The organism is Actinomycetospora succinea (assembly GCF_004363095.1).
Classification (GTDB): domain Bacteria; phylum Actinomycetota; class Actinomycetes; order Mycobacteriales; family Pseudonocardiaceae; genus Actinomycetospora; species Actinomycetospora succinea.
This window is the reverse complement of record NZ_SNYO01000001.1, coordinates 230513-255464: the sequence shown is the minus strand read 5'-3', so window position 1 is coordinate 255464 and position 24952 is coordinate 230513. Positions and strand designations below refer to the sequence as shown.

Sequence of the window (24952 nt, the reverse complement as noted above, 5' to 3'; positions counted from 1 at the left end):
CCCCGGAGCCGAGGCTCCGGGGGCGCTGTCGTGCGCAGGGCTACTGCGGCTGGGTCGGCGGAGCGGTCGGGCCGCCGCCCGGGTTGGTCACCGAGGCCTCCTCGCCGCGCTCGCGCTTGCCGAGCACGGAGTTGCGGCGCGAGTAGGCGAAGTAGATGACCACGCCGAGGACCATCCAGACGATGAACCGGATCCACGTCTCGACGGTCAGGTTGATCATCAACCACAGGCAGCTGATCACCGCGAGCGTGGCCACCACCGGCAGGGCCTTGACGGTGAAGCTCCGCTGGAGGTCGGGCCGGCGACGCCGCAGGTAGACCGTGCCCACCGCGACCAGCACGAAAGCGAACAGCGTGCCGATGTTGACCATCGACTCGAGCTCGTCGATCGGGAAGAAACCGGCCAGCACGGCGCACAGCACGCCGATGATGATCGTGATCTTCACCGGGGTGCCCCGGGAGCCCGTCTGCGCGAGGTTGCGCGGGAGCAGCCCGTCGCGGCTCATCGCGTAGAAGACCCGGCTCTGGCCGAGCATCAGCACCATGACGACGGTGGTGAGGCCGGCGAGCGCGCCGATGGAGATCACCGTGGACGCCCAGTTGGCGCCGACCAGCGAGAACGCCGTGGCCAGCGTGGCGCTCTCCTCGCTGCCGGGCGGGGTGGCGAGCTGGGTGTAGCTGACCATGCCCACCAGCACGAGCGACGTCGCGACGTAGAGGACCGTGACGACGCCGAGCGAGCCGAGGATGCCGCGGGGCAGGTCCTTCTGGGGGTTCTTGGTCTCCTCGGCGGTGGTGGACACCGCGTCGAAGCCGATGAAGGCGAAGAACACGAGCGAGGCGCCGGCGAGCAGGCCGTAGATGCCGAACGTCGACCCCTCGCTGCCCGCGATGAGCGACAGCAGCGACGCGTCGGCCCCGCCCCCGCTCTCCTGCTCGCCCCCGGGCGGCGGGATGAACGGCGAGTAGTTCTGGGCCTTGATGTAGAACAGGCCGACCACAATGACGAGCAGCACGACGAGCACCTTGATCGAGGTGATGATCGTGCTGACCCGGCTCGAGAGCTTGATGCCCAGGACGAGGACCACCGTCAGGGCGCCGATGACCAGCACGGCGCCCCAGTCGAAGGTCACCGGGCCGAGCTCGAGCGAGGCCGCGGTGCTGCTGCCGCCGAAGAGCTCGCCCAGGTACTGCGCCCAGCTCTTCGAGACCACGGCCGCGCCGAGGGCGTACTCGAGGATGAGGTCCCAGCCGATGATCCAGGCGATGAACTCGCCGAACGTCGCGTAGGAGAACGTGTAGGCGCTGCCGGCCACCGGCACCGTCGAGGCGAACTCGGCGTAGCACAGGCCGGCGAACCCGCAGGCGATCGCGGCGATCACGAACGAGATCGCGATGGCGGGGCCGGTGATGTCGCCGGCGACGCGCGCCGTGATGGTGAAGATGCCGGCGCCGATGAGGACGGCGACACCGAAGACGGTGAGGTCGAAGGCACCGAGCTCGCGCCGGAGCTTGCTGCCCGGCTCGTCGGTATCGGCGATGGACTGTTCCACCGACTTGGTCCGGAAGAGCCCGCCTTGCGGCTGGGTCGACGTCATGGGCACTCCTGAAGGTCCGACCGAATCAGTCCGTGGTCGGGCGGGACCTTACGCCCGCAGACCCCCCGGATGAGTACGGAGACGACCAGATCCGTGACGGCGTGTTCACCTCGTTGTGCCGACCGGACGCCCCGCGGCGTCCGGTCGGCCGCGATCAGCGCGGCTCAGCGGGGGTGGGGTCGAGCGCCTCGTCGACGGGCCCGGCGTCGCTCCGGTCCAGGTCGGGCTCGAGGTAGACGAGTCGGGCCTCGGGCACCGCCGCGCGCAGCCGGGCCTCGGCGTTGTCGATCGCCTCGGCGACCACCTCGGTCGGCAGCGACGACGAGACCGCGATCTTGGCGGCGACCAGCAGCTCCTCGGGACCGAGGTACTGGGTCCGGAGGTGGATGACGCGCTCGACGGGCCCGCCGACCAGCGAGTCCGTGATCGTCCGGACCAGCGGCGGGCTCGCGCCCTCGCCGATGAGCAGGCTCTTCGTCTCGACGATGAGGATGACCGCGATGACGCCGAGCAGCACGCCGATGCAGATGGTGCCCACGGCGTCCCAGATCGGCTCGCCGGTCAGCGTGGAGAGGCCGACGCCGCCCAGGGCCAGGACGAGGCCGATCAGCGCGCCAGTGTCCTCGAGGAGCACGACCGGCAGCTCGGGGTTGACCGACTGGCGGATGAAGCCCCACCAGGTGGCGTCGCCCTTGAGCTCGCGGGACTCGTGCACGGCGGTCCGGAAGCTGAACCCCTCGAGCACGATCGCCACGACGAGGATGACCACCGCGACGATCGGCGAGGTCAGCTCCTCGTGCGACGAGAGCTTGTGGATGCCCTCGTAGATCGCGAACACCGAGCCGAGGCTGAACAGCAGCAGCGCCACGACGAACGAGTAGAAGAACCGGTCACGGCCGAAGCCGAACGGGTGCTCGGGCGTCGCGGCCCGCTTGGCGCGCTTGCGGCCGAGCAGGAGCAGGCCCTGGTTGCCGGTGTCGGCGACCGAGTGGACGCTCTCGGCGAGCATCGAGGACGAGCCCGTGATGACGAAGCCGACGAACTTGGCCACGGCGATGCCGGCGTTGGCGGCCAGCGCGGCGATGATCGCCTTGCCGCCTCCGGATGCGGACACGGGGTGCCTCCAGGGGATGGACTCGGCCGGTTCTGATCTGGGCGAGATGTGAGTGCTGGGTGAAATCTAACGCCCGGCCCGCGCGAGGGCTCCTACCCGTCGCCCAGCCCGTCCGCCGCGGCGAACGCCAGCGCCGGGCCGTCGACCGCGGCGATCGTCACCGGGCCGTCGCACGCCGGCACCCAGGCGGCCGTGCCGCGCGCGACGTCCCGGGTCTGGCCCCGCGACGTGCCCAGCCGGACGGTGCCCTCGACGGCGATGACGATCCGGGGGCCCTCGATGCCGAGGTCGGCGTCCTTCTCCTCGGTGCCGTCGAACGCGCAGCGGGCGAGGCTGAAGTACTCCGACGGCGCGAACCGGGTGACGGGTCCCTCGCCCTCCCCGGAGAGCAGCGTCGGCGCGCCGGGCGCGAAGTCGAGCACCCGCAGCAGCTCGGGGACGTCGACGTGCTTCGGGGTCAGCCCGCAGCGCAGGACGTTGTCGGAGTTCGCCATGAGCTCCACGCCGGCCCCGGCCAGGTAGGAGTGCGGCGAGCCCGCCGGCTGGTAGAGGCACTGCCCGGGCTGCAGGGCCACGCGGTTGAGCAGCAGCGCGGCGAGGACCCCGGCGTCCCCGGGGTAGCGCTCGCCGAGGTCGAGCAGCGTGCGCGCCTCGGTGGTGAACTCGCCGTGCGCGCGGGCGTGCGCCACGCAGCCGTCGAGCAGGGCGGGCACCAGGTCGTCGACCGCCCGCTGCGGCAGCGTGATCCACGTGGTGAACAGCGCCCGCAGGCCGTCGGCGTCGGGCTGCGCGGCGAGCAGCTCGGTGTGGTGGTCGAGCGCCCGCACGTCGAGGGCCCGCAGCAGGCGCACGGTCTGTGCCGGGTCGCGGAACCCCGCCAGCGCGTGGAACTCGGTGAGCGCGCAGAGCAGCTCGGGCTTCGGCAGCGGGTCCGGGTAGTTCCGGTCCGCGGCGGTGCGCGGCACGCCCGCCGCCTCCTCGCGCGCATAGCCCGCCGCGGCCTGCTCGGCTGACGGGTGGGCCTGCAGGCTCAGCGGCTCCTCGGCCGCCAGCACCTTGAGCAGGTAGGGCAGCCGGTCCGACCAGCGCTCACGGCGCGACGGGCCGAGCGAGCCGGCCGGGTCGTCGCGCAGCACGTCGGCCAGCGACCGGCCGCCCTCGGTGAGCTGCGAGGGCTCGTCGCGGTGCGCGCCGAGCCAGAGCTCGGCCTGCGGGTGGGGTGAGGGGACCGGGTCACCGAGGAGCTCGGCGAGGTGCGTCCGGGAGCCCCACGCGTACGTGCGCACGCTGCCCCTGAGGACCTCCACGTGTTGGTGCCTCCGTGTCGTGGGTCAGGCGGTGCGGACCCCGGGCGCCCGCGCCCCGAGGGCCAGGCCGAGGTAGACCGCGGTGAAGTCGAGCCGGGTGGCGAGCACGGCCGCGCGCAGCGCGTCCGGCGACGGGCCCTCCCCCGCCAGCTCGACGTCGTCGATCTCCAGGACGTCCGCGCCCGGATGGCGGGCGCCGACGTCGCTGACGAGCCGCCGCGTCGTGAGGTCCTCACGCACGGCCAGCAGCACCAGCCGGGGCGGCGGCGCCGCCGGGGCCGGGTCGTCGAAGGGGTCGGCGAAGATCGACGCCTCCCCCGAGCTCTCGACCAGCCGGGCCCGCAGCGCCGGTTGGGCGCCGGCCGCGGCCGCGGTGGTGGCCTGGGCGACCACCCCCGCGTGGGTGGCCAGGACGGTCGCGCCGTAACCCGCGAGCAGGCCGGCGACCGGGTCGGCGCCCCACAGCAGCGGGGTCCGCTCGGCGAGGCGCAGCGCCAGGCTCTTCGCCGGGTTGACGAACGCCTCCCCGCGCGGGCCGTCGCGCTCGGCCTCGGCGTCGAGGCGGTCGGCGAGGTCGTCGAGGTCCAGGTCGAGGAGCTCGAGCGCGCCGGCCACGGCCAGGCCGGTGGCCAGCACCGTGGCGGTGTCGAGCCCGTCGAGGTCCTCGCCGGGGACCCCGACGGTCATCCGGGGCGTGACCGCGAGCGCGCGCCCGGCGCCGGCGGCCGCCGCCGGGCCCTCACCCGGCCCGGTGAGCACGACGTGGGCGCCGCGGCGCACCGCGCGGTGCACCGACTCGGCGACGTCGGCCTCGACCGGGTCGCCCTCGCGCCCGCGGTGGGTGGCGACGACGACGTCGAGCGGGCCCAGCCACGGAGGCGCGACCCCGCTGACGATCACCGGCAGCGGCGCCGTCGGGGTCAGCAGCGCGGCCATCAGCCGGCAGGCGGACTCGGTGGTGCCGGGCCGGGTCAGCAGCACCAGCGCGCGGGGCCGCAGGCCCGCGAGCTCGCGGTGCACGCCGGCCTCACGGGCGGCCTCCGCCGTCGCCCGCACCTGGGCGCCCGCAGTCGCCACCGCGCGCAGGATGCCGTCGTGGTCGGCGGCGATCAGGCGCGACTCGTCGGAGAGCAGGGCGTCGTCGAGCATCGTGGCTCACCCCCGAGCCGTCGGGTCCGGCTCCGCTCCGCTTCGCGTCCCGAGGTGCTCGGGGCCCCCGGTCGCCTCGGACAACAGGAGCACCGGGATGCCGTCGGTGACCGGGTAGCGCCGGTCGCAGACGGTGCAGGTCAACGCGGGGGCCTCGGCGTCCTCGGGCGTGCCCGGGCGCAGCGCGCCGTGGTCGGGCGCGGGGCAGGCCAGGATCTCCAGCAGGTCGGGGTCCAGACCGAGCGGCATCGGGTCTCCTCCTCGGTCGGATCAGCCGCGGACGAGGCCGAGGACCTCGTCGCGCAGCGCGGCCACGGCGTCGTCGTCGGCGGCCTCGACGTTGAGCCGCAGCAGCGGCTCGGTGTTGGACGGGCGCAGGTTGAACCAGGAGCCGTCGGGAAGCGTCACGGTGAGACCGTCGAGGTCGTCGGTGGTGACGCCGTCGCGCCCACCGAAGGTCTGCTCCACCTCGGCCATCACGGCGCGCGGGTCGTCGACCGTCGAGTTGACCTCGCCCGACGCGGCGTAGCGCGAGTACTGCGCCATCAGCTCCGAGAGCGGCCGGTCCTGCTCGCCCAGGGCGGCCAGGACGTGCAGGGCCGCGAGCATGCCGGAGTCGGCGCGCCAGAAGTCGCGGAAGTAGTAGTGCGCCGAGTGCTCCCCGCCGAACACGGCGTCGGTCTCGGCCATCGTGCCCTTGATGAACGAGTGCCCGACCCGCGAGCGCACGGGCGTGCCGCCGGCCTCGGTGACGATCTCGGGGACGGCCCGCGAGGTGATCAGGTTGTGGATCACCGTGGAGCCGGGGTGCTTGGCCAGCTCGCGGCTGGCGACGAGCGCGGTGATCGCGCTGGGGCTGACGGCGTCGCCCTTCTCGTCGACGAGGAACACGCGGTCGGCGTCGCCGTCGAAGGCCAGACCGGCGTCGACGCGGCCGAGCGTGATCACCTTGCGCTGCAGGTCGCGCAGGTTGTCGGGGTCGAGCGGGTTGGCCTCGTGGTTGGGGAACGAGCCGTCGAGCTCGAAGTAGAGCGGCTCGACCTCGATCGGCAGCGGGTCCGTCACCGCGGGCACGGTGTGCCCGGCCATGCCGTTGCCCGCGTCGACGACGATCGAGAGCCGGCGGATGCCCGAGAGGTCGACCAGCGAGCGCAGGAACGCCGCGTAGTCCTCGAGGAGGTCGCGGTGGCTCACGGTGCCGCGCGCGCCGGAGTCCGGGGTGACCTCGCCCGGCCCGCGGTCGAGCAGCGCGGCGATCTCGTCGAGCCCGGAGTCCTGGCCCACGGGCGCCGCGCCGGCGCGGCAGAGCTTGATGCCGTTGTAGGTCGCCGGGTTGTGGCTGGCGGTGAACATCGCGCCGGGCATCTCGAGGGCGCCCGAGGCGTAGTAGAGCTCGTCGGTGCTGGCCAGGCCGATGGCGACGACGTCGACGCCGAGCGACGTGACGCCCTCGGCGAACGCCTCGGAGAGCTCGGGCGACGACTCGCGCATGTCGTGGGCGACGACGACGCCCTTGCCGCCGCCGAGGCCCGACCCCGTGCCCTGCTCCTGCTCGTCGAGCAGGACCCGCGCGAAGGCCGCACCCACGTCGCGGACGAAGGTCGTGTCGAGCTGGCTGCCCACCAGCCCGCGGATGTCGTAGGCCTTGATGACCTGGTCGATCACCTGGGCCCTGTCCGGAGCCTCTCGTGTCCCCTGCTGCGCACTGGCCACGTCCTCAGCCTATCGGCGCGACCGACACCCTGCGCCCGCCGGGCGGGCACGTCCGCCGATGGGTGAACGGTGGCCCACGACCGTTCCGGGACGGCCCGGACCGTCCGGGAACGATCAGTGCACGGGTCAGGAGGAGGCGGGGTCGGGCAGCACCCGGAGGTGGCCCCGACGGCCCGTCGGCGTGCTCGCGACACCGCCGCCGACGCCGCCGGCCATGCCGCTCGCCACCCCCGGCGGCGGGCCCGGGAGCCCCTGCCCCAGGCCCGACCCGGCGGTCACCCGCGCCCGGCCGTCGCCGCCGTCGAGCGGGCGGTCGGCCCGCCCGGCCTCGCGCACGGCCTCGGCGAGGGCGGTCAGGTCGTCGGCGGAGGGCTCCGCCGGGAACTCGCCCTCGTAGCGCACGACCTCCCACCCGCGCGGGGCGGTGAGGCGGACGGCGTGGCGTTCACAGAGGTCGTAGGAGTGCGGCTCGGCGCTCGTCGCCAGCGGACCGACCACGGCGGTCGAGTCCGAGTAGACATAGGTCAGGGTGGCCACGGCCGCGTGACCACACCCGGTCCGTGAGCACTTCCGCACTCCTCGCACGACGCAGGACAGTAGTCCGCCGAACGGCCGTCATCGTGCAGGCGCGCGGGGCGCGTCGCGCCCCGTCCGGGCGTCCCCGCGTAGGCTCCGCGGGCGTGACCAGGAGCGCGAGCCGCCGGGGCAGCACGCCGGCGCCGGGGCCGCGTCGGCGGCGCCGCGACCGGCGCGGGCGGGGCCTGCGGATGCCGCTCTACCCGTCCGGCTCCCCCGCGTCCCGCACGCGCGCCGAGCGCTTCGACGCCCTGGTGCTCGAGGCCCTCGAGCCGATCGAGGAGCGCTGGAGCGCCGAGCTCGCCGACCTCGACGTCGCCGTCGACGACGTGCCGGAAGTGCCCTCGGGCACGCGCTCGCCGGTGGAGGACGACGCGGTGCTCGGCGACGGCGAGATCCCGCTGGCGCGCCTCGTGCCCGCCGGCATGGACCGGCGCGGCGCCGTGACCCGCGCGCGCATCGTGCTCTACCGCCGCCCGCTGGAGGCGCGCGCGCTCGACGGCGAGGACCTCGCCGACCTGCTCCACGACGTGCTCGTCGAGCAGGTGGCGGGCTACCTCGGCGTCGAGCCGGACACGATCGCCGGCGAGGACTAGCCCGGCCTCACGAGAACGTGTGGTGGACGGCCTCCACGTTGTGGCCGTCGGGGTCGCGGAGGAACACCGCGTAGTAGCCCGGGTGGTACTCCGGGAAGATCCGGGGCGCGTGCAGCACCTCCGCCCCGTGCGCCAGGGCCGCCTCGTGGACGGCGTCGACCGCCGCCCGGTCGGGCGCACCGAACGCGACGTGCAGCTCCTGCTCGACGGCGTGGCCGGGCGCGAGCCAGAACTGGTTGTGCCCGCCGCCGGAGCCGAGGCCGACGACCTCGGGGGCTCCGGGCGGACCGGTGGGGATCCGCAGCCCGACGGTCATGCCGAGGGGCGCGAACACCGCGGTGTAGAAGGCGACGGAGGTCTCGACGTCACCACAGGGGAATCCGACGTGGTCGAACATGCCCCGGAGCCTAGGGAGACCCCCCGACAGCGGTCCTCCGGCTAGTCCAGCCGCTTGCGCGACGGCAGCGCCGACAGGGCCGTGAACAGCACGAGCGCGAGCTGCAGCAGCAGGAGGAGCAGGCGCACGGTGTCGTCGCGGTCGACGACGACCGCCCCGCCGCCGGTCGGCACGGCCACGCCGACGAGGTGGCCCCACGCGGGCACGACCTCGGCGGGCGCGCCGCCGACCGAGGCCGTCCACCCCGACTCCAGCTCCGCGGCCACGACGAGCAGGCGGCGGTCGGCGCCCGGAGAGACGCGCACCGCGACGGTGGGCAGGTCCGACGGCACGGTCGCCACGCCCGCCGGGCGGCGCGGGGCCGCGCGGGCCTCTCCTGCGTCGTCGGAGATCGGCGGCTCGAGCAGCACCGCGCCGGCGACGGGCAGCGCGACCCGGGCGGTCGGGCGCCCGTCGGACGTCGGCGGGGCGTCGGTGAGCAGCGGCCCGGCGGCGGTGCGGACCGAGCGCGCCGTCTGGGCGTCGGGCAGCACGACGAGGCCGGTGCCGCCGGTGGCGAGCTCGGCGACGCCCGCCTGCGCGGTGGCCGGGTCGCCGGAGAGCAGGGCGCGCACGTCGCGCTGCAGGCGGGCCGGGGCCGCGCCGACCGGGGCGAGGTCGTCGTCGCCATAGCGCGGCAGCTCCGGGCCGGCGCGGCGGGTGGTGTCCGGGTCGCGGGTCACGACGACGACCCGCGCGCCCGACGCTGCGAGCTCGCCCGCCACCGGTGGGGCGAGGGCGGCCGCCCGCGTGTCGGCGAGGGGTCCCGCCCCGCCGCCCAGGACGGTGACCACGGCGAGCGCGGCGACCGCCACCGCCACCACGGGCACCGCCACGCTGCGCGCGCGGGCGCTGGTGTCGGCGGCACTGCGCGGACGGAAGCGCCCGGCCAGGCCCTCCATCGCACCGGCGACCCGCCCGCCGAAGCCGGCGCCGCCCAGGTCCAGCTCGGACTCACCGCGCCGGGCCGGGCCCCGATTCGGACGGTCCACCCGGTCCCGGCGCTCCAGGAGGCGGCCGAGCGGCTCGGTCCGGGCCGCGGCGACCTGCGCGAGCAGGCTCCACAGCGCCCCGCACGCGGCGACGGCGAGCGCCGGGCCGGTCCAGCCGGGGCGGGCGTCGCCGCCGGCGAGCGGGGGCAGCGCGAACGACCCCACGACGCCGGCGGCGACGATGCCGAGCAGCAGCAGGGCGAGCCCCGGGACCGCGGCGCGCCGGGGGGCGACCAGCGCCCCGCCGACGGCGAGCAGCACGAGCAGCAGGCCCGCCCAGGGCACGGTCGCGGCCCCGCCGGGGTTCAGCGAGAGGACGTCGAGGGCGCCGACGAACCGCTCGGCGACCGGTGACCCGGTGCCGTGCAGGAGGACCTCGGGCGCCGCGAGCAGCACCGTCGGCCAGGGCAGGAGCAGCAGCACCGGCAGGACGACGATGACGGCCAGGGCCATCGCGCGGCGCCCGGCCGCCTTCGGGGGCGCCGGCACGAGCACGAAGCCGATCACCACGACGACCAGCACGAGCGCGTGCACCAGCGGCGCGAACGCGCTGATCACACCCAGCGCGAGAGCGGTGCCCGCGGCCGTGCTCCACCACGACCCGCGCCGGCCGGCGACGCGTGCCCCGCGCAGCACGGCGACGACGCCGGCGAGCACCAGGGGCAGCAGGATCGCGGCGACGACGCCGTCGAGGCGGCCCTGGGCCACCGCGCCCGCGGTGATCCCGAGCAGCGCGTAGACCGCGCCGGCCAGCGCGCGCAGCACCCGGCCCACGCGCAGCTCGCGGGTCGCGAGGTAGGCCGACAGCCCGGCGAGCGGCAGCGCCGCGACCAGCAGCACCGACACGGCGGCCGGCGGCCCGCCCATCGGCGCGGCGGGGGCGCCGAGCACCCCGACCACGGCGAGCGCCGACGGGGCGGGCGCGCCGGTGCCGCCCGCGATCGGGTGCCAGGCCGCGAGGTAGGACGACCACAGCTCGCCCAGGCCCGGGACCTCGGCGATCCGGCCGCCGGCCAGGCCGAGCCCGAGGCGGGCGCGCTGGGTGAGGACCGAGACCAGGGTCAGGCCCACGACCAGCAGCAACGGCGGGGCGAGCAGCAGCTCGCGCGCCACCCGGCCCGGGGTGATCGGGACGTAGACGACGCGTTCCCCGTCGGGCGCCGGCCGGGGATCGCTGGGGCGTATCGGCGCCACGGCCTCGGTCGGGGGCTCGGCGTCGGCCGGGGCCCGTGGGCCCGGCAGCGCCACGGCGAGGGACTCGCCGGGACGGCGCAGGCCCGCCGCGCGCCGGCGCCGCAGGGCCGCGCCGGCGGGCAGGGCCTCGGGACCGACGGCCCGGCGGTGGGTGCCCGCGTCCTCGTCGGCCCCGGCGCGCGACCCCTGCTCGGCCCACTCCGGCAGGCGGCCGAGGTCGAGCTCCTCGCGCAGGCGCCCGCGCACGAGCGAGGTCAGCCCGCCGCGCACGGCGTTGCGCAGGCGGGTGGTGCGGCTGGTCAGCAGGCCGCGCAGCTCGCGCGGCAGGGCGGTGGCGCCGGTGCTGCGCCGGCGCCGGGCGTCGGCGAGGTCCGCCAGCCCCGGGCCCGAGCCGAGCACCCGCGTCAGGCCGGCGAGCTCGGCGCCGGCCGCGCGGGTGCGGCGCACGAGCAGGAACCCGAGCGCCCGCAGCACCGCGAGCACCGGCAGCCGCAGCAGCCCGAGCACGAACGCGGGGCTGGAGCAGTTCGCGAGGAACGTCCGCACGCCGTGGGCGCGGTCGGTGGCGCGGTAGCGCGGGTCGACGCCCGCGGTGTCCAGGGTGCGCGCGCGGGTCGTCAGCCCGCGGGCGTGGCGCAGCCGGGCCGAGGGCGCGCAGAGGACGAGGCCGCCGGCGCGGTTGACGCGCCAGCCGTAGTCGACGTCCTCGCGCAGCAGGCCGAGCGCGGTGTCGTAGCCGCCGAGGGAGTCCCACTCGCGGCGGCGCACGAGCGAGCCGGCGGAGCCGACCGCGAGCACCTCGGAGTTGGTGGCGAACTGGCCCATGTCGAGCTCGTCGGCGCCGATGCCGGTCTGCCGCGAGCCGGACGCGTCGATCGAGACCCCGGCCTCGACGACGAGCCGGGGGTCGTCCCAGTCGAGGCACAGCGGCCCGAGGACCGCCGCCGACGGGGACGTCGCGGCGACCGAGAGCAGGACCTCGAGGCAGTTCGGGTCGGGCGCGGCGTCGTCGTGCAGGACCCAGATCCATTCGCCCGACCCGTTGGGGCCCACCTGGGCCGTGCGGCCCCAGCGCCGATCGGCGTCGTCGGCGGCCGTGTGGACGGCCTCGGCGAACCCGGTGTCGCGCGGCATGCGCAGCACCACGTCGACCTGGTTGCTCGCCGCCAGGATGCCGGCGGTGCCGTCGGTCGAGCCGGTGTCGACGGCGACGACCCACCGCGGGCGACGCGTCAGGCGCGCGAGCGCGTCGAGCGTGCCCGGCAGCCAGGCCTCACCGTCGTGGCAGACCAGGACGGCGAGCACGGGAGCAGCCGTGCTCGTGGGGGACGGTCGAACCACGGACGCCGTCCTTCCCCTCGGGCCACCTGCCGAGGGCGCCCACGCTGCGGTCGACGTCCGAGGGTAGGGCCCGCCTCAGCGGGCCCTCAGACCGCCCTGCGCTTGAGACGCCTGCGCTCGCGCTCCGACAGACCGCCCCAGATCCCGAAGCGCTCGTCGTGCCCGAGGGCGTACTCGAGGCACTCGCCACGGACCTCGCAGCTGTTGCAGATCTGCTTGGCCTCCCGGGTGCTGCCGCCCTTCTCGGGGAAGAACGCCTCCGGGTCGGTCTGCGCGCACAGGGCGCGCTCCTGCCACTCCTGCTCGTCCTCGGTCACCATGGCGAGCTCGGACAGGACATCCCTCAGTCCGGCCTTCGGCCCTTGCGCTTCGCTTCCCAGCACCACCGACCCGCTCTCCGCACCGTTCACGACGCCTCCCTCGCCTCGACTCCCCCCGGCCCCCACTGAGTGGACGAGGCGCCGGCCCCGCACCGACGTGTCATCGCGTAGGAATTACACCGGTGTCGTTCCATCCGGGTCAAGCCGGGGGCCTCGTCTGGCCGCATGTCGCGACGACCGGTCGTCACGTGCGGTGAACGTCATGCGCTATCCGTAGCAATGCACGCGCATTTCGCTGCCCGGCTGCTCCAACCGGCCCCGACGGGTCGGGGACACTGGACCCGTGGCCCCCCGCGTGTCCCGGCTGCGATCGCCGGTCAGCCCCATCTTCCTGGTCCTCGTGGCACTCACCGCGGCCGGGGGTGCGCTGACGCTGCTGCCCGCCGAGGGAGCGATCATCGGCGGCACCGTCCTGCTGGTCCTCGCCGGGTGGGCCGTGTCGCTCTGCCTGCACGAGTTCTCCCACGCCCTGACCGCCGACCGCTGCGGCGACCACTCCGTGCGGGCGCTGGGGTACCTCTCGCTCGACATCCGCCGCTACGCCAACGTCGGCCTCACGCTCGTGCTGCCGCTGCTCTTCCTCGTGCTCGGCGGCATCCCGCTGCCCGGCGGGGCCGTGTGGATCCAGCGCTCGGCGCTGCGCTCCCGGCCGGCGATGAGCGCCGTCTCGCTGGCGGGGCCGGTGGCCAACCTCGTGCTCGCCGCCCTGATCGCGCTCGCGCTGGCGCTCACCGCGCCCCCGCTGCCGCTCGCCGCCGCGCTCGCGTTCCTCGGGCTGATCCAGGTCCTGACGTTCGTGCTGAACCTGCTGCCCGTGCCCGGCCTCGACGGCTGGGGCGTCATCGACCCCTACCTGCCCTGGCGGACGCGCCAGGGCGCGGCGCGCATCGCGCCCTACGCCCCGCTCGCGATCATCCTGCTGCTCTTCCTGCTCCCGGGCGCCTCGGCGGTGCTGTTCACCGTCGCCGACGCGCTGTTCACGCTCGTCGGCGGCGACTCGACGCTCGCCGCGGTCGGGCAGGACCAGTTCATCTCGCTGCTGCGCTGACCCGCTGCGCCGCGCTGTCGGTCTCGGGGAGGAACATCGGGGGAGCAAGCCACGAGAGGAGCTCCGGTGCAGGTCACCGTTCTGGTCGGGGGCGTCGGGGGCGCCCGCTTCCTGCAGGGCGTCAAGGCCGCCGCGGGTCCCGGCGACACCATCCGCGCGGTGGTCAACGTCGGCGACGACATCTGGCTGCACGGGCTGCGCGTGTGCCCGGACCTCGACACCTGCATGTACACCCTCGGCGCGGGCATCGACACCGAGAAGGGCTGGGGCCGCGCCAAGGAGACGTGGTCGGTCCGCGAGGAGCTCGAGGCCTACGGCGCCGACCCGACGTGGTTCGGCCTGGGCGACCGCGACGTCGCCACCCACCTCGTGCGCACGCGCATGCTGCGCGCCGGCTTCCCGCTCTCCCAGGTCACGGCGGCGCTGTGCGACCGCTGGCAGCCCGGCGTCGAGCTGATCCCGGCGAGCGACGACCGCATCGAGACCCACGTGGTCGTCGACGACCCCGCGGACGGCGCCCGCAAGGCCATCCACTTCCAGGAGTGGTGGGTGCGCCACCGCGCGGCCCTGCCGGCGCACTCGTTCGCCTCGGTGGGCCGCGACCAGGCCACGGCCTGCCCGGACGCGCTCACCGCGGTGGCCGAGGCCGACGTCGTGCTCGTCGCGCCGTCCAACCCCGTGGTCAGCGTCAACACCATCGTCGACGTGCCCGGCATGCGCCCGGCGCTGACGGCGGCGCCGGGCAGGGTCGTCGGGGTGTCGCCGATCGTCGACGGGCACGCGGTGCGCGGCATGGCCGAGGCCTGCCTCGCCGCGGTCGACGTCCCGGTCAGCGCCGAGGGCGTCGGGCGCTGGTACGGCTCGCGCACCACCGGCGGGCTGCTCGACGGCTGGCTCGTCGCGCCGGGCGACGGCGCGCAGGTGCCGGGCGTCGAGGTCCGCGAGGTGCCGCTGATGATGACCGACCCCGACGCCACCGCGGCCATGGTCCGCGCGGCGTACGAGGTCGCCGGTGTTTGACCACGCGTCCTCGGGCGGGCTGACGCTCTGGGGCGTCCCCGGGCTGCCCGAGTTCCGGCCCGGCGACGACCTCGCCGCCGCGCTCGCGACGGCGCTGGACGGCGCGCTCGCCGACGGCGACGTCCTCGTCGTCACCTCGAAGGTGCTCTCCAAGGTCGAGGGCCGCCTGGTGACGGTGCCGTCCGACCCCGACGAGCGCGACGCGGCCCGCCGCGCGCTGATCGACCGCGAGACGGTCCGGCTGCTCGCCACCAAGGGCCGCACCAAGATCGTCGCCAACCCGCTGGGCATCGTGCAGGCCGCGGCCGGGATCGACGCCTCGAACGTCGCCGGCGACGAGGTCGCCCTGCTCCCCGAGGACCCGGACGCCTCGGCCGCCGCCCTGCGCGCCGCGCTGCGCGAACGGCTCGGGGTCGACGTCGCCGTCGTCGTCACCGACACCATGGGCCGCACCTGGCGCACCGGGCAGACCGACGCCGCGATCGGCGCCGCGGGCCTCGAGGTCGTGCACGCCTACGGCGGCGCGGTCGACGCGCAGGGCAACGAGCTGGTGGTCACCGAGGTCGCGGTCGCCGACGAGGTCGCCGCGGCCGCCGACCTCGTCAAGGGCAAGCTCGGCGGGGTGCCGGTCGCCGTGGTGCGCGGGCTGCCGGCGGCGCTGCGCTCGGAGACCGCGCGGGGCGCCGACCTCGTGCGCCCCGTCGAGGAGGACCTGTTCTGGCTGGGCGCCGACGAGGCGCTGGCCCGGGGTCGGGACGAGGGTCGGCGGGAGGCCGTCCCGGCGCGCCGGTCGGTGCGGGCGTTCGCCCCCGACCCCGTGGACGGCGCCGCGCTGCGACGGGCCGGCGCCGCCGGGCTCACCGCACCCGCCCCGCACCACACCCGCCCCGTGCGGTTCGTGCACCTGACCTCGCCGGAGGTCCGGACCCGCCTGCTCGACGCCATGGCCGCGGCCTGGCGCGACGACCTGCGCGGCGACGGGTTCGCCGAGGACGCCGTGGCGCGGCGGGTGGCGCGCGGCGACATCCTGCGCACCGCGCCCGAGGTCGTGCTGCCGTTCCTCGTCCCCGAGGGCGCGCACCCCTACCCCGACGACCGGCGCGCCGCGGCCGAGCACACGATGTTCACGGTCGCGGGCGGCGCCGCGGTGCAGGGGTTCCTCGTGGCGCTGGCCGCCGAGGGGCTCGGGTCGTGCTGGGTGTCGTCGACGATCTTCGCGGCGGACGTCGTGCGGGCCGAGCTCGCGCTGCCGGCGACCTGGGAGCCGTTGGGGGCCGTCGCCGTGGGGCACCCGGAGGCGGCTCCCCCCGCCCGGGGGGACCTGACCGTCGACGACCGGTGGGTGGAGATCGGATGACTCCCGAGGAGACGCTCGCGTCCGGCGTCCGCGCCGCCGTCACCACCGCCGCGGCGCACGCCGACGCCCGCGCGGTGCTCGACCGCTGGCGCCCGGCCGCCCGCGAGGTCGACTCCGTGCGGCAGGCGCTGCTGTCGTACCTCGACGCCCGGCCCGACGCGTGCTCGCGCTCCTGCGCGCCGGGCCACCTCACGGCCTCGACGCTCGTGCTCGACGCCGACGGCCGGCACGCCCTGCTGACCCTGCACCCGCGGGTCAACGCGTGGATCCAGCTCGGCGGGCACATCGAGCCCGACGACACCACGCTCGCCGGCGCCGCGCTGCGCGAGGCGACCGAGGAGTCCGGGATCGAGGGGCTCGTGCTCGACCCCGAGCCGGTGCACGCGGAGGTGCACGCGTTGACCTGCTCGCTGGGTGTGCCCACCCGCCACCTCGACGTCCGCTTCGTCGCGCACGCGCCGCCCGGCGCCGTCGAGGCGATCAGCGAGGAGTCGCTGGACCTGCGCTGGTGGCGGCTCGCGGAGCTGCCGGACGAGGTCGCGTTCGGGCGGGCGCTCGCCTGACCGTGACCGGGGAGCTCAGTACGTCCGGTAGTCCTTCGGCGAGAACCGGGGGCCGAAGCGCGGGCGGCGGAAGCCCGAGGCCTCGATGTAGCGCACGGCCCGTTGGCGCTGCGGCGCGTAGCAGGCGAGGACCTCGAGCATCCCGGCGTCGTCGAGCTTGCGGCCGACGAGCGCCCAGCCGACGGTCGACGGGATGTGGAAGTCGCCGACGCTGACCGCGTCCGGGTCGCCCCACGAGCGCTGGGCGACCTCGGCGGCGGTCCAGATCCCGATGCCCGGGATCTTCTGCAGCAGCGCGCGCCCGGCCTCGCCGCGCAGCTCGGCGGCCTTCTCGAGGCGGTGCGCGACGGTGGCGCAGGCGAGGATCGCGCGGCGGCGGCTGTTGTCGACGCCGGCGCGGTGCCACTCCCAGTCGGGGACCTCGCGGATGCGCCGCGGCGTCGGCGGCAGCTTCATGCGCCGCGGCGTCGGGCCGGGCGCGTCCTCGCCGAAGCGCCAGCACAGCTCGCGCCAGGACCGGCGCGCCTCGGTGCCGGTGACCTTCTGCTCGAGGATCGCGGGCACGAGCTGGTCCCAGACCGTGCGCGTGGCGCCGAGGCGCAGGCCCGGCATGCGGCGCCGGGTCTCGGCGACCAGCGGGTGGTGACCGACGAAGCCGGCGTCGTCGTCCTCGGCGCCCAGCAGGGCGGGCACCCCGTCGACGATCCACGCGGCGCCCGGTCCCCACGCCCGCGCGCGGACCTCGCCGTCGCGGCGCGAGAGCGCGAGCGTCGCCGGGCCCTCGGGCGTCGGGGTGGCGCGCCACAACGACCCGCCGTCCGGCCCCTCGAGCTCGGTGTGGAACGTCGGGTCGCCCTTGCCGCGGCGCAGCGGGGCGACGAGCGAGCGCATGTCGAGGACGAAGTCGGGCCGCCAGGTCCGTTCCGCCTCCGGCGCGGCTACGACGACGTCAGGCACCACCCGAGAATCGCAGACCGCCGTCCGGGATCACGAGACCGGGCCAGATGCGCACGCCGGCGAGCAGCTCGCAGGAGGCCCCGATCGACGCGTCGTCGCCGACCACGGCGTCGGTGACCACGGTGTCGTCACCGATCGTCGCGCCCGGCCCGATCACCGAGCGCTCGACGAGCACCCCGTCGCCGATCCGCGCGCCGTCCATCAGCACCGAGCCGGAGATCCGGGCGCCCTCGCCGATCTGCACGTCGGCGCCCACCGTCGTGCCGTCGGTGAGCGACGCCGAGCCCGCGACCTTCGCCCCGGGCAGCAGCAGCGCGGTGCCGACCGGGCCGGGCAGCGCCGCGGTGGGCGCGGCGCCCTGCACGAGGTCGGCGCTGCCGCGCACGAACGAGGCGGGCGTGCCGAGGTCGAGCCAGTACGACGACTCGACGTGGCCCTGCAGCCGCGAGCCGGCCGCGAGCAGGCCCGGGAACGTCTCGCGCTCGACCGACACGGGCCGCCCGGCGGGGATGGCGTCGAGCACGTCGCGGCGGAAGACGTAGCACCCGGCGTTGACCTGGTCCGTCGGCGGCGTGAGCGTCTTCTCGAGGAAGGCGGTGACGCGCCCGGTCGGGTCGGTCGGCACGCAACCGAACGCCGTCGGGTCGGGGACGCGCACGAGGTGCAGGGTCGCGTCGGCGCCCGCGGCGCGGTGCTCGCCGACGACGGCGCGGACGTCGACGCCGGAGAGGATGTCGCCGTTGAACACGACGACCTCCTCGAACCCCGGCGCGAGCGCGTCCGCCGCGTAGCGGATGCCCCCGCCGGTGCCGAGCGGCTCGGGCTCGGGCCGGCAGGTCAGGTCGAGGCCCAGGGCGGAGCCGTCGCCGAGGAAGCCCTCGAAGACCTCCGCGCGGTAGGCGGTGCCGAGGATCACCGTGCGGATGCCGGCGGCGGCGATCCGCGAGAGCAGGTGCGCCAGGAACGGCACGCCGGCCGTCGGCAGCATCGGTTTCGGTGTGGTCAGCGTGAGCGGGCGCAACCGGCTGCCCTGCCCCCCGACGAGGACGACCGCGGCGGTCCGCGCCGGGTCGATCTCCGCCGTCTCCCCCGCCTGCATCACCCGATGCCCCCCTCGTCGATGACGAATCGTGACCGCGGGCGATAGTGTGGACCCTCCCGGGGCGTCGTGGGCGCAGACCCCGCCCCTGTCCCGCCCGTGGGGGAACGAGCAGGAGGGGTGCGGTGGCCTCGAATGCGTGGGAGCGCGCCCAGGACGCCATCGCGCATGCCCACCAGCGGGCCACGGAGCGTGACGAGGACGTCGTCACGCCCGACACGGCCGTCTCGCCGTTCGACGCGTCGAGCACCACGGTGCTGCCGCACGCCCTGACCTCGCGGCGGGGCCAGGGGCAGGACCCGGACCTCACCCAGCGCCTCCAGCGCGGCGACACACGCCGGACCAACGGGCACCACCGCGCGCCGTCCCCCGAGGACGACGAGGACGCCACCACGGTGCGGTTCGAGGCCCGGCCGTCGAGCGCCAACCCGGGCACCTCGCCCTTCCGCGCGAACCCCTTCCCCGGGGGCCCGGGTCCCGCGGAACCGGAGCCCGAGCGGGACGAGACCCCGGCCCCAGGGCCCGAGCACCGCCCCTGGTGGAAGCGGCTGTTCGGCGGTTAGTCGGCCCGGGCGTGGAACGCCGCCAGCCGCGCGTCGACGGCGGCGGCGTGCGAGCTCGGCAGGGCGTGCGTGGCGTCCGGCCAGACCTCGACCTCGACGTCGCCGATCAGGGAGCGCGCGCGGGCGGCGGCGCTCCGGGCCCGCAGCACCGTGCTCCGCCCGCCGAGCAGCGCCAGCACGGGCATCGCGAGCGAGCGCAGCGCCGCGTCCGACGGGTAGCCGGGCGGGCCGAGCCGCATCCGGTAGGTGCTCGCGCCCAGCTCCATCAGCGGGGTGAGCGGGTCGTCGGCGGGCGGGGCCTCGCCGCCGGCGTAGCGCAGGAAGAGGCCCCGGAACCCGACCAGGGACGCCAGCGAGGCCAGCACGAACCCCGGGCGCAGGCGCGCGAGCGTGTGCGCCGGGTCGAGCAGGGCGAGCGAGCGGACGGCGTCCGGGTGACGCACGGCGAGCTCGAGGGCCCAGCGCCCGCCCAGCGAGGCACCGACGACGTGCAGCGGGCCGCCCAGGGTGGCGGCGACCTCGGCGAGCCAGTCGCCCTGGTCGGCGTCGCCGGTGATCGGCGCGGTCTGCACGCTCGCGCCGGGCTCGCCGAGCAGGTCGAGGGCCCAGACGGTGCGGCGGGCGGCGAGCGCGGGCAGGTTCGGCGCCCACATCGCCGTCGTGCCGACGCGCCCGGGGACGAGCAGGAGCGGGGTGCCGCCGCCGCTGCCGAACCGGTGCACGCGCACGGTGCCGAACGCCGTGTCGACGGTGTGCGAGACGTGCGGCGGCAGCGCGGCCATGGCGGTGGACAGGGCCGTGGCGTACCGCGCCCGGGCCCGCTCGTCGACGAAGGACCCGACGGTGGCGGTGCTCACGGGTCGAGAGAACCGCGGGACCGGGCTCCCGCACCACGGACTTTCGTCTACTCCCGCGCGACCGACGTCGGTGCCTGCTCCGGCAGCGGCGCCACCGCGGGCCGGGCACCGGCGAACCGCCGCCCGATCTCCTCGCGGGTCCAGGCGTCGCCGCGGCGCTCCAGCGCCCGCCGCCCGGCCCGCGTGCGCGCCACGAGGCCCGACAGGACGAGGTTGCGGAGCACGGTGGGCGGCACGGTCCACGGGAGCGCGGTCGGCAGCCCGAGGTCGGTCAGCGCCTCGCGGCCCAGGAACCAGCGCAGCAGGCCCAGGACGTGCCGGGGGTGTCGCTGACCGGCGACCAGCGCCCCGGCGAGCGCCGGGCCGGCCGGCGTCACGTCGTCCTGGACGAGCAGGACGTGGTGCAGGAAGTGGTTCTGCTCGCGTTCGGTGGTGAAGAGCCAGTCGTCGTCGACGCCCATGAGCCAGCCGACGTAGCGCCACAGGTGCATCACGGCGCGGGACTCCGCGGGCGTCACCACCCAGCCCAGCGCCCGCGCGCCGAGCAGGCCGGTGCTGCTGAACAGCCCGAGGGTCGCGGCCTGGTCGGACTGGTTGACCGGCAGGCCCCAGTGCCCGACGTTCCACCGCCCGTTGGTCTCGAAGCGCCGGTTGACCAGCGCGTGCATGGCCCGCACGTGCACCGTCAGGCGCCAGCCCTCGCCGTCGCGGCGCATGCCGCCCGGGGAGATCACCGCGCGCGCCCACTCCGTCGTCTCGCCGAGCCGGCGCGTCGCCGTCGACCCGGTCAGCCCACCGGTGGCGACGAGCAGGTCGGCGGGCCCGCCGAAGCGGTAGCCGCCGATCAGCGACAGGGTGAGCAGGACGTCGTCGAGCGTGCGCCCCATCCGCCGCAGGGCCCGGCCGCCGCGCTCCACCTCGTCGAGGTCGACCCAGTCCGGGGTGTCCTCGACGGCCGCGAAGAACCGGCCCAGGGCAGTGTCCGGCCTTCGGCGCGGCAGCTCCGCTTCGCTCCGTGCCGCCGTCGTCTCGGGGTCCGAGCCGGCCAGCGCCCGGTGGAACGCCGCCATCGTGACCCGCTCGGGGTCGGTGCGCGGGCGGCTCATCGCCGCCGCGAGGTCGGCGCCGAGCTCGTCGCGGGCGAACATCCGGGTGCCGATGCGGTCGAGCAGCTCCTCGTCGACGCCGCGGACCCGGGCCACCACGCCCAGGGGCCGCGCGATGCGTCGGGACCGCTCGGGCGCGTTCCGGAAGCGTCCCGGATACCGCGGCTGCCCCACCTGCTCGCGTGCCACCATGACGACCATGCTGAGACGAGTTCCTGCTCGCGTTCAAGTCGCGTTCGGGCCGTGACCGCGCCCCGCCGGCGCCGGCAGCCCCGTCAGGAGCGCTCGCGGGCCATGGTCGAGGGGATCGTGGCGGCGGGCCGGACCGTGCTGCTCGAGCGCGGCGTCGAGGGCCTGACCACCAACCACGTCGCCGCGGCGGCCGGCATCAGCCCGGGCTCGCTCTACCAGTACTTCCCGGACAAGGACGCGATCGTCGACGAGGTCGTCGCCCGCTACGCCGACGACCTCGAGGAGCGCGTGACCCGCGCGCTCGTCGACACGGCGGGCGAGCGGGACCCGGCGCTCGCGGTGCGCCGGGTCGTGCTCGCGCTGGTCGACGCGCTGGCCGAGCACCCGGCGCTGCTGCGGGCGGTTGCCGAGCGGCTGCCGCGCGCGGGCGACGACCGGCGCGCGGCGTTCGCGCGGCGGGTCGACGCGCTGCTGACGAGCACCCTGCTCGCGCGCCACGGCGGCGACCTGCGCCACCCGGCGGGGACGGTGGCCTGGCTGCTCGTGCGCACCGTGGAGAGCCTCGCCGTCGCCTACGTCCTCGAGGAGCCGCCGATCGACCGGGAGGGGTTCGCCGACGAGGTGACCGCGCTGGTGCTGGGCTACCTGGGCCGGGCCCTAGAAGGCTGACCGCGCGCCGGACCGGGCTCGGAGCCCCAGCCCTGCCCTCAGCGCGAGACGCAGGGGGGCCCAGCGCGCCCCGCGGTAGCGGTCGGCGAGGAAGCGGTAGGCGCTGCGGTGGTGCTCGGCGAGCATCCGCGACGAGGTGGGGGCGTCGCGCTCGGTGGCGTGCCCGCCGGTGTGCACGACCTCGGCGTCGGGGACGTAGACGTTGAGCCACCCGGCGCGCCCGAGGCGGTCGCCGAGGTCGACGTCCTCGAAGTACATGAAGTAGCGCGGGTCGAACCCGTTCACCGAGTCCCACGCCTCGCGGCGCAGCAGCACGCACGAGCCCGACAGCCAGCCCGCGGTCCGCTCGGCGACCGCGCCCTCCTGGCGGTAGGAGCGCGTCCACGGGTTGGCCGGCCACACCGCCGCGAACAGCGCGTGCCCCACGCCGCGCCCGAGGCTGGGCTGCAGGCGCGCCGACGGGTAGACCTCGCCGCCGGTGCGGATCAGGGGCCCGAGCGACCCGGCGCGCGGCCACCGGGCGGCCGCGTCGAGCAGCGTGTCCAGGCAGCCGGGCCCGAAGACGATGTCGGGGTTGGCGACGAGCACCCAGCCCACGTCGGCGGGCAGGCCCGCGACCGCCCGGTTCGCCGCCGCGCCGTAGCCGACGTTCTCGCCGACCCGCAGCAGCTCGACCCGCTCGTCGGCGGCGGCCGCGGCCTCGGGGGCACCGTCGACCGAGCCGTTGTCGGCCAGGACCACGCGGTACGGGCGCGCGGTGGCCTTCTCCAGCGAGGAGACGAACTCGGCGAGCGAGTCGCCCGGCGAGTAGGTCACGCAGACGACGGCGAGCGCGGGACCGTAGGCGGGATCGGGCACGGGGTCGGACACTGACACCGCGGCATTGTCGCCGCTCAGTCGTCGTACTCGTCGACCAGCCCGCGGTACTGCATCTCGAGCAGCGCGACCGCGTCCGGGTCGCCCCGCCGGGCGGCCTCCTCGATGTAGGGCTGCGCCTCGTCGGAGCGGCCCTGGTCGAACAGGAACCGGCCGACGTGGAACGCCGCGCCCGGCTCGCCGACCTCGTAGGCCTTCCGCAGCTCGGCCTCGGCGCCGGCGTGGTCGTCGTGGCGGTCGCGCAGGAACCAGCCGAGGTAGATGTGCCCGCACGGCGCGCCCCCCGCGGCGGCGCGGCGGTAGAGGTCCGCGGCCTCCTCGACCCGCCCGGCGGCCAGGCGGCAGTCGGCTAGCGCGAGGAGCGAGGCGGGCTTGCCCTCGTCGAGGAGGTCCTCGGCGAGCTCGGTGGCCGTCATCGGGTCGTCGAGCTCCTCGAGGTGCAGCGCGACGAGGTTGAGCGGGGCGAGCTCGTCGCCGAGGCGCACCGCGCGGTCGAGCACGTAGAGCGCCTCCTGGGTGCGGCCGCGCCCGCGCAGGAAGACGCCGTAGTCGTTGGTCGCCGCCGGGTCGTCGCCGTCGATGCCGACCATGAACGCGGCCTCGGCGCTCTCGTGGTCGCCGATCGCGGCGAGCGTCTCGCCCAGCAGGCCGGCGTGCTCGCTCTCGCGGCGGCCCATGACGAACGGGGCCAGCAGGTCGACGGCCTCGCGGCGCTCGCCGCGGGCGAGGTGCGCGTGCGCGAGCAGGGCGGGCGCGGAGGGCTCGCCGCTGGCCAGGGCGCGGCGCAAGAGCGCCACGCGGTCCTCGAGGCTCTCGACGGTGTCGCCGCCGGGCCCGGCCGCGATGGCGCGGGCCTCGTCGCAGAGGGGCTCGTCGCCGACCGTCTCCGTCGCCCCCGGCGCGGCCTGCTCCGTCATGCGATCAGTGTGCGCGCACGGACCGACGACCTGAAGGGTCTAGAGACGGGGCCCGCTGGATCCGTCCTCCGCCGACGGCAGGGTCAGCGGCCAGTAGCGCCAGGCGTCGGGGGACGCCGCGGAGGCGGCCGCCGCCCGGTCGCGCCGCGCGCAGCGCCGCCGCTCGGCCTGCCAGCGTTCGTCACGGGCCACCCGGGCCCGCAGCCGGTGACGCTCACGCCCGGCGTCGATCACCAACCACACGGCGACGAGACCGAGCAGCGCCAGGAGCACCGTCTCAACACCCATGACCGCTCAACGCGCGAGGAGGGCGCGAGGACACGCGAATGACAACGATGGAAGTAAGCAGCTAGCCCGTTCAGCCCAGCAACAACTCCGGATGGTGGCCCACCGCAGTGCGCAGCGCCTCTCGCCAGGGTGGTAGCGGCTCCAGACCGGCGGCGCGCCACGACCCGTCCGAGAGCACCGACCACGCCGGGCGCGGGGCCGGGCGCGGGAAGGACGCGGTGTCGCACGGACGGACCCGCCCGGGGTCCGCGCCCAGCTCCTCGAGCACCGCGCGCGCGAGGCCCCACCACGTCGTCGACCCGCCCCCCGCGGCGTGCCGCGTCCCGGCGGGTGCCGACGAGCGGGCCAGGGCGATCAGCCCGTCGGCGAGGTCGGCGGTCCACGTCGGCGAGCCGTGCTGGTCGTCGACGACGGTGAGCGTGTCGCGCTCGCGGGCGAGCCGGGCCATGGTGCGCACGAAGTTCGGGCCCGTCGCGCCGTAGAGCCAGGCGGTGCGCACGACGTGGTGGGCGTCGGGCAGGGCCGCCCGCACCCGCTCCTCCCCCGCGAGCTTGCTGCGCGCGTAGACGCCGGCGGGGGCCAGCGGGTCGTCGGGCTCGAGCGGTCGCCGCTCGCCGCCGGGCAGCGGGCCGAGGACGTAGTCGGTGGAGACGTGGACCATGGTCGCGCCGCCGTCGCCGCACGCGGCCGCGAGCACACCGGGCGCCTCGGCGTTGACCGCCCAGGCCGCCGCGGCCGCGTCCGGGTCGGTCTCGGCGAGGTCCACCGCGGTGTACGCGGCCGCGTTGACCAGCACCGCCCTCCCCTCGCCCGGCGCCGCCAGCCACGCGCGCACCGCAGCACGCACGGCGTCGGGGTCGGTGACGTCGAGGTCGGCGCGGGTCAGCGCCGTCACGGAGTCGGTCGGCGGAGCACCCGGAGCGTCGGGCGCGCCGAGCCGCGCGACCAGGTCGGTCCCCAGCGCTCCCCCCGCACCGACCACCATCCACCGCATCGGGACCCCCCGTCCGTCGATCACCCGGTCGGAGTCTCGCAGCCGGGCGGA

The 24952-nt window shown here is 76.2% G+C and carries 25 protein-coding genes; 7 read left to right on the top strand and 18 right to left on the bottom strand.

The genetic code is table 11. The annotated features are described in order from the left end of the window. Window positions 1–40: 40 nt before the first annotated feature. The 7 genes from EV188_RS01250 to EV188_RS01220 form a co-directional block, all read right to left on the bottom strand. The gene (locus EV188_RS01250; RefSeq protein WP_133824429.1) at window positions 41–1597 is read right to left on the bottom strand and encodes an amino acid permease; all 1557 of its coding nucleotides are present in this window, start codon (window positions 1595–1597) and stop codon (window positions 41–43) included. A 154-nt stretch (window positions 1598–1751) separates the two neighbouring features. After that, window positions 1752–2711 (bottom strand): cation diffusion facilitator family transporter, encoded by a 960-nt coding sequence (locus tag EV188_RS01245; protein WP_133824428.1) that lies wholly within the window; start codon window positions 2709–2711, stop codon window positions 1752–1754. 92 nt (window positions 2712–2803) lie between these two features. Further along, complete coding sequence (manA, locus tag EV188_RS01240; RefSeq protein WP_133824427.1) at window positions 2804–4018, bottom strand: mannose-6-phosphate isomerase, class I; 1215 nt, start codon at window positions 4016–4018, stop codon at window positions 2804–2806. 24 nt (window positions 4019–4042) lie between these two features. Continuing rightward, a complete protein-coding gene (locus EV188_RS01235; protein ID WP_133824426.1) occupies window positions 4043–5167 on the bottom strand; it encodes an SIS domain-containing protein in 1125 nt (374 codons plus the stop codon). 6 nt (window positions 5168–5173) lie between these two features. Then, entirely contained in the window at window positions 5174–5416 is a 243-nt protein-coding gene (locus tag EV188_RS01230) for a Trm112 family protein (protein WP_133824425.1), read from the bottom strand. 21 nt (window positions 5417–5437) lie between these two features. Next, window positions 5438–6832, bottom strand: coding sequence for a phosphomannomutase/phosphoglucomutase (locus tag EV188_RS01225; RefSeq protein WP_133824424.1), 1395 nt, complete (start codon window positions 6830–6832; stop codon window positions 5438–5440). 174 nt (window positions 6833–7006) lie between these two features. Beyond that, a complete protein-coding gene (locus tag EV188_RS01220; RefSeq protein WP_424922911.1) occupies window positions 7007–7456 on the bottom strand; it encodes a DUF3499 domain-containing protein in 450 nt (149 codons plus the stop codon). 191 nt (window positions 7457–7647) lie between these two features. Between EV188_RS01220 and EV188_RS01215 the strand changes: the two genes are divergently transcribed. Beyond that, entirely contained in the window at window positions 7648–8052 is a 405-nt protein-coding gene (locus EV188_RS01215) for a metallopeptidase family protein (RefSeq protein WP_133825326.1), read from the top strand. A 7-nt stretch (window positions 8053–8059) separates the two neighbouring features. Here EV188_RS01215 and EV188_RS01210 read toward each other — a convergent pair whose 3' ends face one another. The 3 genes from EV188_RS01210 to EV188_RS01200 form a co-directional block, all read right to left on the bottom strand. Then, complete coding sequence (locus EV188_RS01210) at window positions 8060–8449, bottom strand: VOC family protein (protein ID WP_133824422.1); 390 nt, start codon at window positions 8447–8449, stop codon at window positions 8060–8062. 41 nt (window positions 8450–8490) lie between these two features. Continuing rightward, a complete protein-coding gene (locus EV188_RS01205; RefSeq protein WP_133824421.1) occupies window positions 8491–12015 on the bottom strand; it encodes a glycosyltransferase in 3525 nt (1174 codons plus the stop codon). Between the two features lie 86 nt (window positions 12016–12101). After that, window positions 12102–12335, bottom strand: a complete 234-nt coding sequence (locus tag EV188_RS01200) for a WhiB family transcriptional regulator (RefSeq protein WP_133825325.1) — start codon at window positions 12333–12335, stop codon at window positions 12102–12104. 343 nt (window positions 12336–12678) lie between these two features. Between EV188_RS01200 and EV188_RS01195 the strand changes: the two genes are divergently transcribed. The 4 genes from EV188_RS01195 (at window position 12679) to EV188_RS01180 (ending at window position 16383) form a co-directional block, all read left to right on the top strand. Next, the gene (locus tag EV188_RS01195) at window positions 12679–13443 is read left to right on the top strand and encodes a site-2 protease family protein (protein WP_243741398.1); all 765 of its coding nucleotides are present in this window, start codon (window positions 12679–12681) and stop codon (window positions 13441–13443) included. A 66-nt stretch (window positions 13444–13509) separates the two neighbouring features. Beyond that, window positions 13510–14463 (top strand): 2-phospho-L-lactate transferase, encoded by a 954-nt coding sequence (gene cofD, locus EV188_RS01190; RefSeq protein ID WP_133824420.1) that lies wholly within the window; start codon window positions 13510–13512, stop codon window positions 14461–14463. Continuing rightward, window positions 14456–15820, top strand: coding sequence for a coenzyme F420-0:L-glutamate ligase (locus EV188_RS01185; RefSeq protein ID WP_133824419.1), 1365 nt, complete (start codon window positions 14456–14458; stop codon window positions 15818–15820). Before cofD ends, EV188_RS01185 begins: the two co-directional genes overlap by 8 nt. Next, the gene (locus EV188_RS01180) at window positions 15817–16383 is read left to right on the top strand and encodes an NUDIX hydrolase (protein ID WP_133824418.1); all 567 of its coding nucleotides are present in this window, start codon (window positions 15817–15819) and stop codon (window positions 16381–16383) included. The genes EV188_RS01185 and EV188_RS01180 overlap by 4 nt, the downstream gene beginning before the upstream one ends. 15 nt (window positions 16384–16398) lie before the next feature. On the opposite strand, the gene EV188_RS01175 is transcribed toward EV188_RS01180, so the two are convergent. Together EV188_RS01175 and manB are read right to left on the bottom strand one after the other, a co-directional pair. Beyond that, window positions 16399–17274 carry a DNA-3-methyladenine glycosylase family protein gene (locus EV188_RS01175; protein WP_133825323.1) on the bottom strand — a complete coding sequence of 292 codons (876 nt, stop codon included), beginning with the start codon at window positions 17272–17274 and terminating at the stop codon, window positions 16399–16401. A 58-nt stretch (window positions 17275–17332) separates the two neighbouring features. After that, window positions 17333–18439, bottom strand: coding sequence for a mannose-1-phosphate guanylyltransferase (manB, locus tag EV188_RS01170; RefSeq protein ID WP_133824417.1), 1107 nt, complete (start codon window positions 18437–18439; stop codon window positions 17333–17335). Between the two features lie 125 nt (window positions 18440–18564). Here manB and EV188_RS01165 point away from each other — a divergent pair, with 125 nt between their 5' ends. After that, complete coding sequence (locus EV188_RS01165) at window positions 18565–19002, top strand: hypothetical protein (RefSeq protein ID WP_133824416.1); 438 nt, start codon at window positions 18565–18567, stop codon at window positions 19000–19002. On the opposite strand, the gene EV188_RS01160 is transcribed toward EV188_RS01165, so the two are convergent. Further along, the gene (locus EV188_RS01160; RefSeq protein WP_133824415.1) at window positions 18999–19859 is read right to left on the bottom strand and encodes an alpha/beta fold hydrolase; all 861 of its coding nucleotides are present in this window, start codon (window positions 19857–19859) and stop codon (window positions 18999–19001) included. The genes EV188_RS01165 and EV188_RS01160 overlap by 4 nt on opposite strands. Before the next feature lie 47 nt (window positions 19860–19906). After that, window positions 19907–21157 (bottom strand): oxygenase MpaB family protein, encoded by a 1251-nt coding sequence (locus tag EV188_RS01155; protein WP_243741396.1) that lies wholly within the window; start codon window positions 21155–21157, stop codon window positions 19907–19909. A gap of 51 nt (window positions 21158–21208) precedes the next feature. Here EV188_RS01155 and EV188_RS01150 point away from each other — a divergent pair, with 51 nt between their 5' ends. Continuing rightward, on the top strand, window positions 21209–21826 hold the full coding sequence (locus EV188_RS01150; RefSeq protein WP_208113932.1) for a TetR/AcrR family transcriptional regulator: 618 nt from the start codon (window positions 21209–21211) through the stop codon (window positions 21824–21826). Here the strand turns inward: EV188_RS01150 and EV188_RS01145 are convergent. The 4 genes from EV188_RS01145 to rfbD form a co-directional block, all read right to left on the bottom strand. After that, a complete protein-coding gene (locus EV188_RS01145; protein WP_133824413.1) occupies window positions 21815–22684 on the bottom strand; it encodes a glycosyltransferase family 2 protein in 870 nt (289 codons plus the stop codon). The two genes, EV188_RS01150 and EV188_RS01145, sit on opposite strands and share 12 nt — an antisense overlap. A gap of 35 nt (window positions 22685–22719) precedes the next feature. After that, window positions 22720–23619: a tetratricopeptide repeat protein gene (locus tag EV188_RS01140; protein ID WP_133824412.1), complete on the bottom strand. Its 900-nt coding sequence runs from the start codon at window positions 23617–23619 to the stop codon at window positions 22720–22722. Window positions 23620–23658: 39 nt separating this feature from the next. Continuing rightward, window positions 23659–23907, bottom strand: a complete 249-nt coding sequence (locus EV188_RS01135; RefSeq protein WP_133824411.1) for a hypothetical protein — start codon at window positions 23905–23907, stop codon at window positions 23659–23661. A gap of 70 nt (window positions 23908–23977) precedes the next feature. Further along, window positions 23978–24925 carry a dTDP-4-dehydrorhamnose reductase gene (rfbD, locus tag EV188_RS01130; RefSeq protein ID WP_341770729.1) on the bottom strand — a complete coding sequence of 316 codons (948 nt, stop codon included), beginning with the start codon at window positions 24923–24925 and terminating at the stop codon, window positions 23978–23980. Between the last annotated feature and the right edge of the window lie 27 nt (window positions 24926–24952).

Coding starts and splice junctions, on each gene's coding strand:
- EV188_RS01140 (WP_133824412.1), bottom strand. CDS start 23,619: ATGACGGAGCAGGCCGCGCCGGGGGCGACGGAGACGGTCGGCGACGAG.
- EV188_RS01210 (WP_133824422.1), bottom strand. CDS start 8,449: ATGTTCGACCACGTCGGATTCCCCTGTGGTGACGTCGAGACCTCCGTC.
- manB (WP_133824417.1), bottom strand. CDS start 18,439: ATGCAGGCGGGGGAGACGGCGGAGATCGACCCGGCGCGGACCGCCGCG.
- EV188_RS01250 (WP_133824429.1), bottom strand. CDS start 1,597: ATGACGTCGACCCAGCCGCAAGGCGGGCTCTTCCGGACCAAGTCGGTG.
- EV188_RS01215 (WP_133825326.1), top strand. CDS start 7,648: ATGCCGCTCTACCCGTCCGGCTCCCCCGCGTCCCGCACGCGCGCCGAG.
- EV188_RS01200 (WP_133825325.1), bottom strand. CDS start 12,335: ATGGTGACCGAGGACGAGCAGGAGTGGCAGGAGCGCGCCCTGTGCGCG.
- EV188_RS01230 (WP_133824425.1), bottom strand. CDS start 5,416: ATGCCGCTCGGTCTGGACCCCGACCTGCTGGAGATCCTGGCCTGCCCC.
- EV188_RS01180 (WP_133824418.1), top strand. CDS start 15,817: ATGACTCCCGAGGAGACGCTCGCGTCCGGCGTCCGCGCCGCCGTCACC.
- EV188_RS01175 (WP_133825323.1), bottom strand. CDS start 17,274: ATGCGCTCGCTCGTCGCCCCGCTGCGCCGCGGCAAGGGCGACCCGACG.
- EV188_RS01155 (WP_243741396.1), bottom strand. CDS start 21,157: ATGGTGGCACGCGAGCAGGTGGGGCAGCCGCGGTATCCGGGACGCTTC.
- EV188_RS01235 (WP_133824426.1), bottom strand. CDS start 5,167: ATGCTCGACGACGCCCTGCTCTCCGACGAGTCGCGCCTGATCGCCGCC.
- EV188_RS01135 (WP_133824411.1), bottom strand. CDS start 23,907: ATGGGTGTTGAGACGGTGCTCCTGGCGCTGCTCGGTCTCGTCGCCGTG.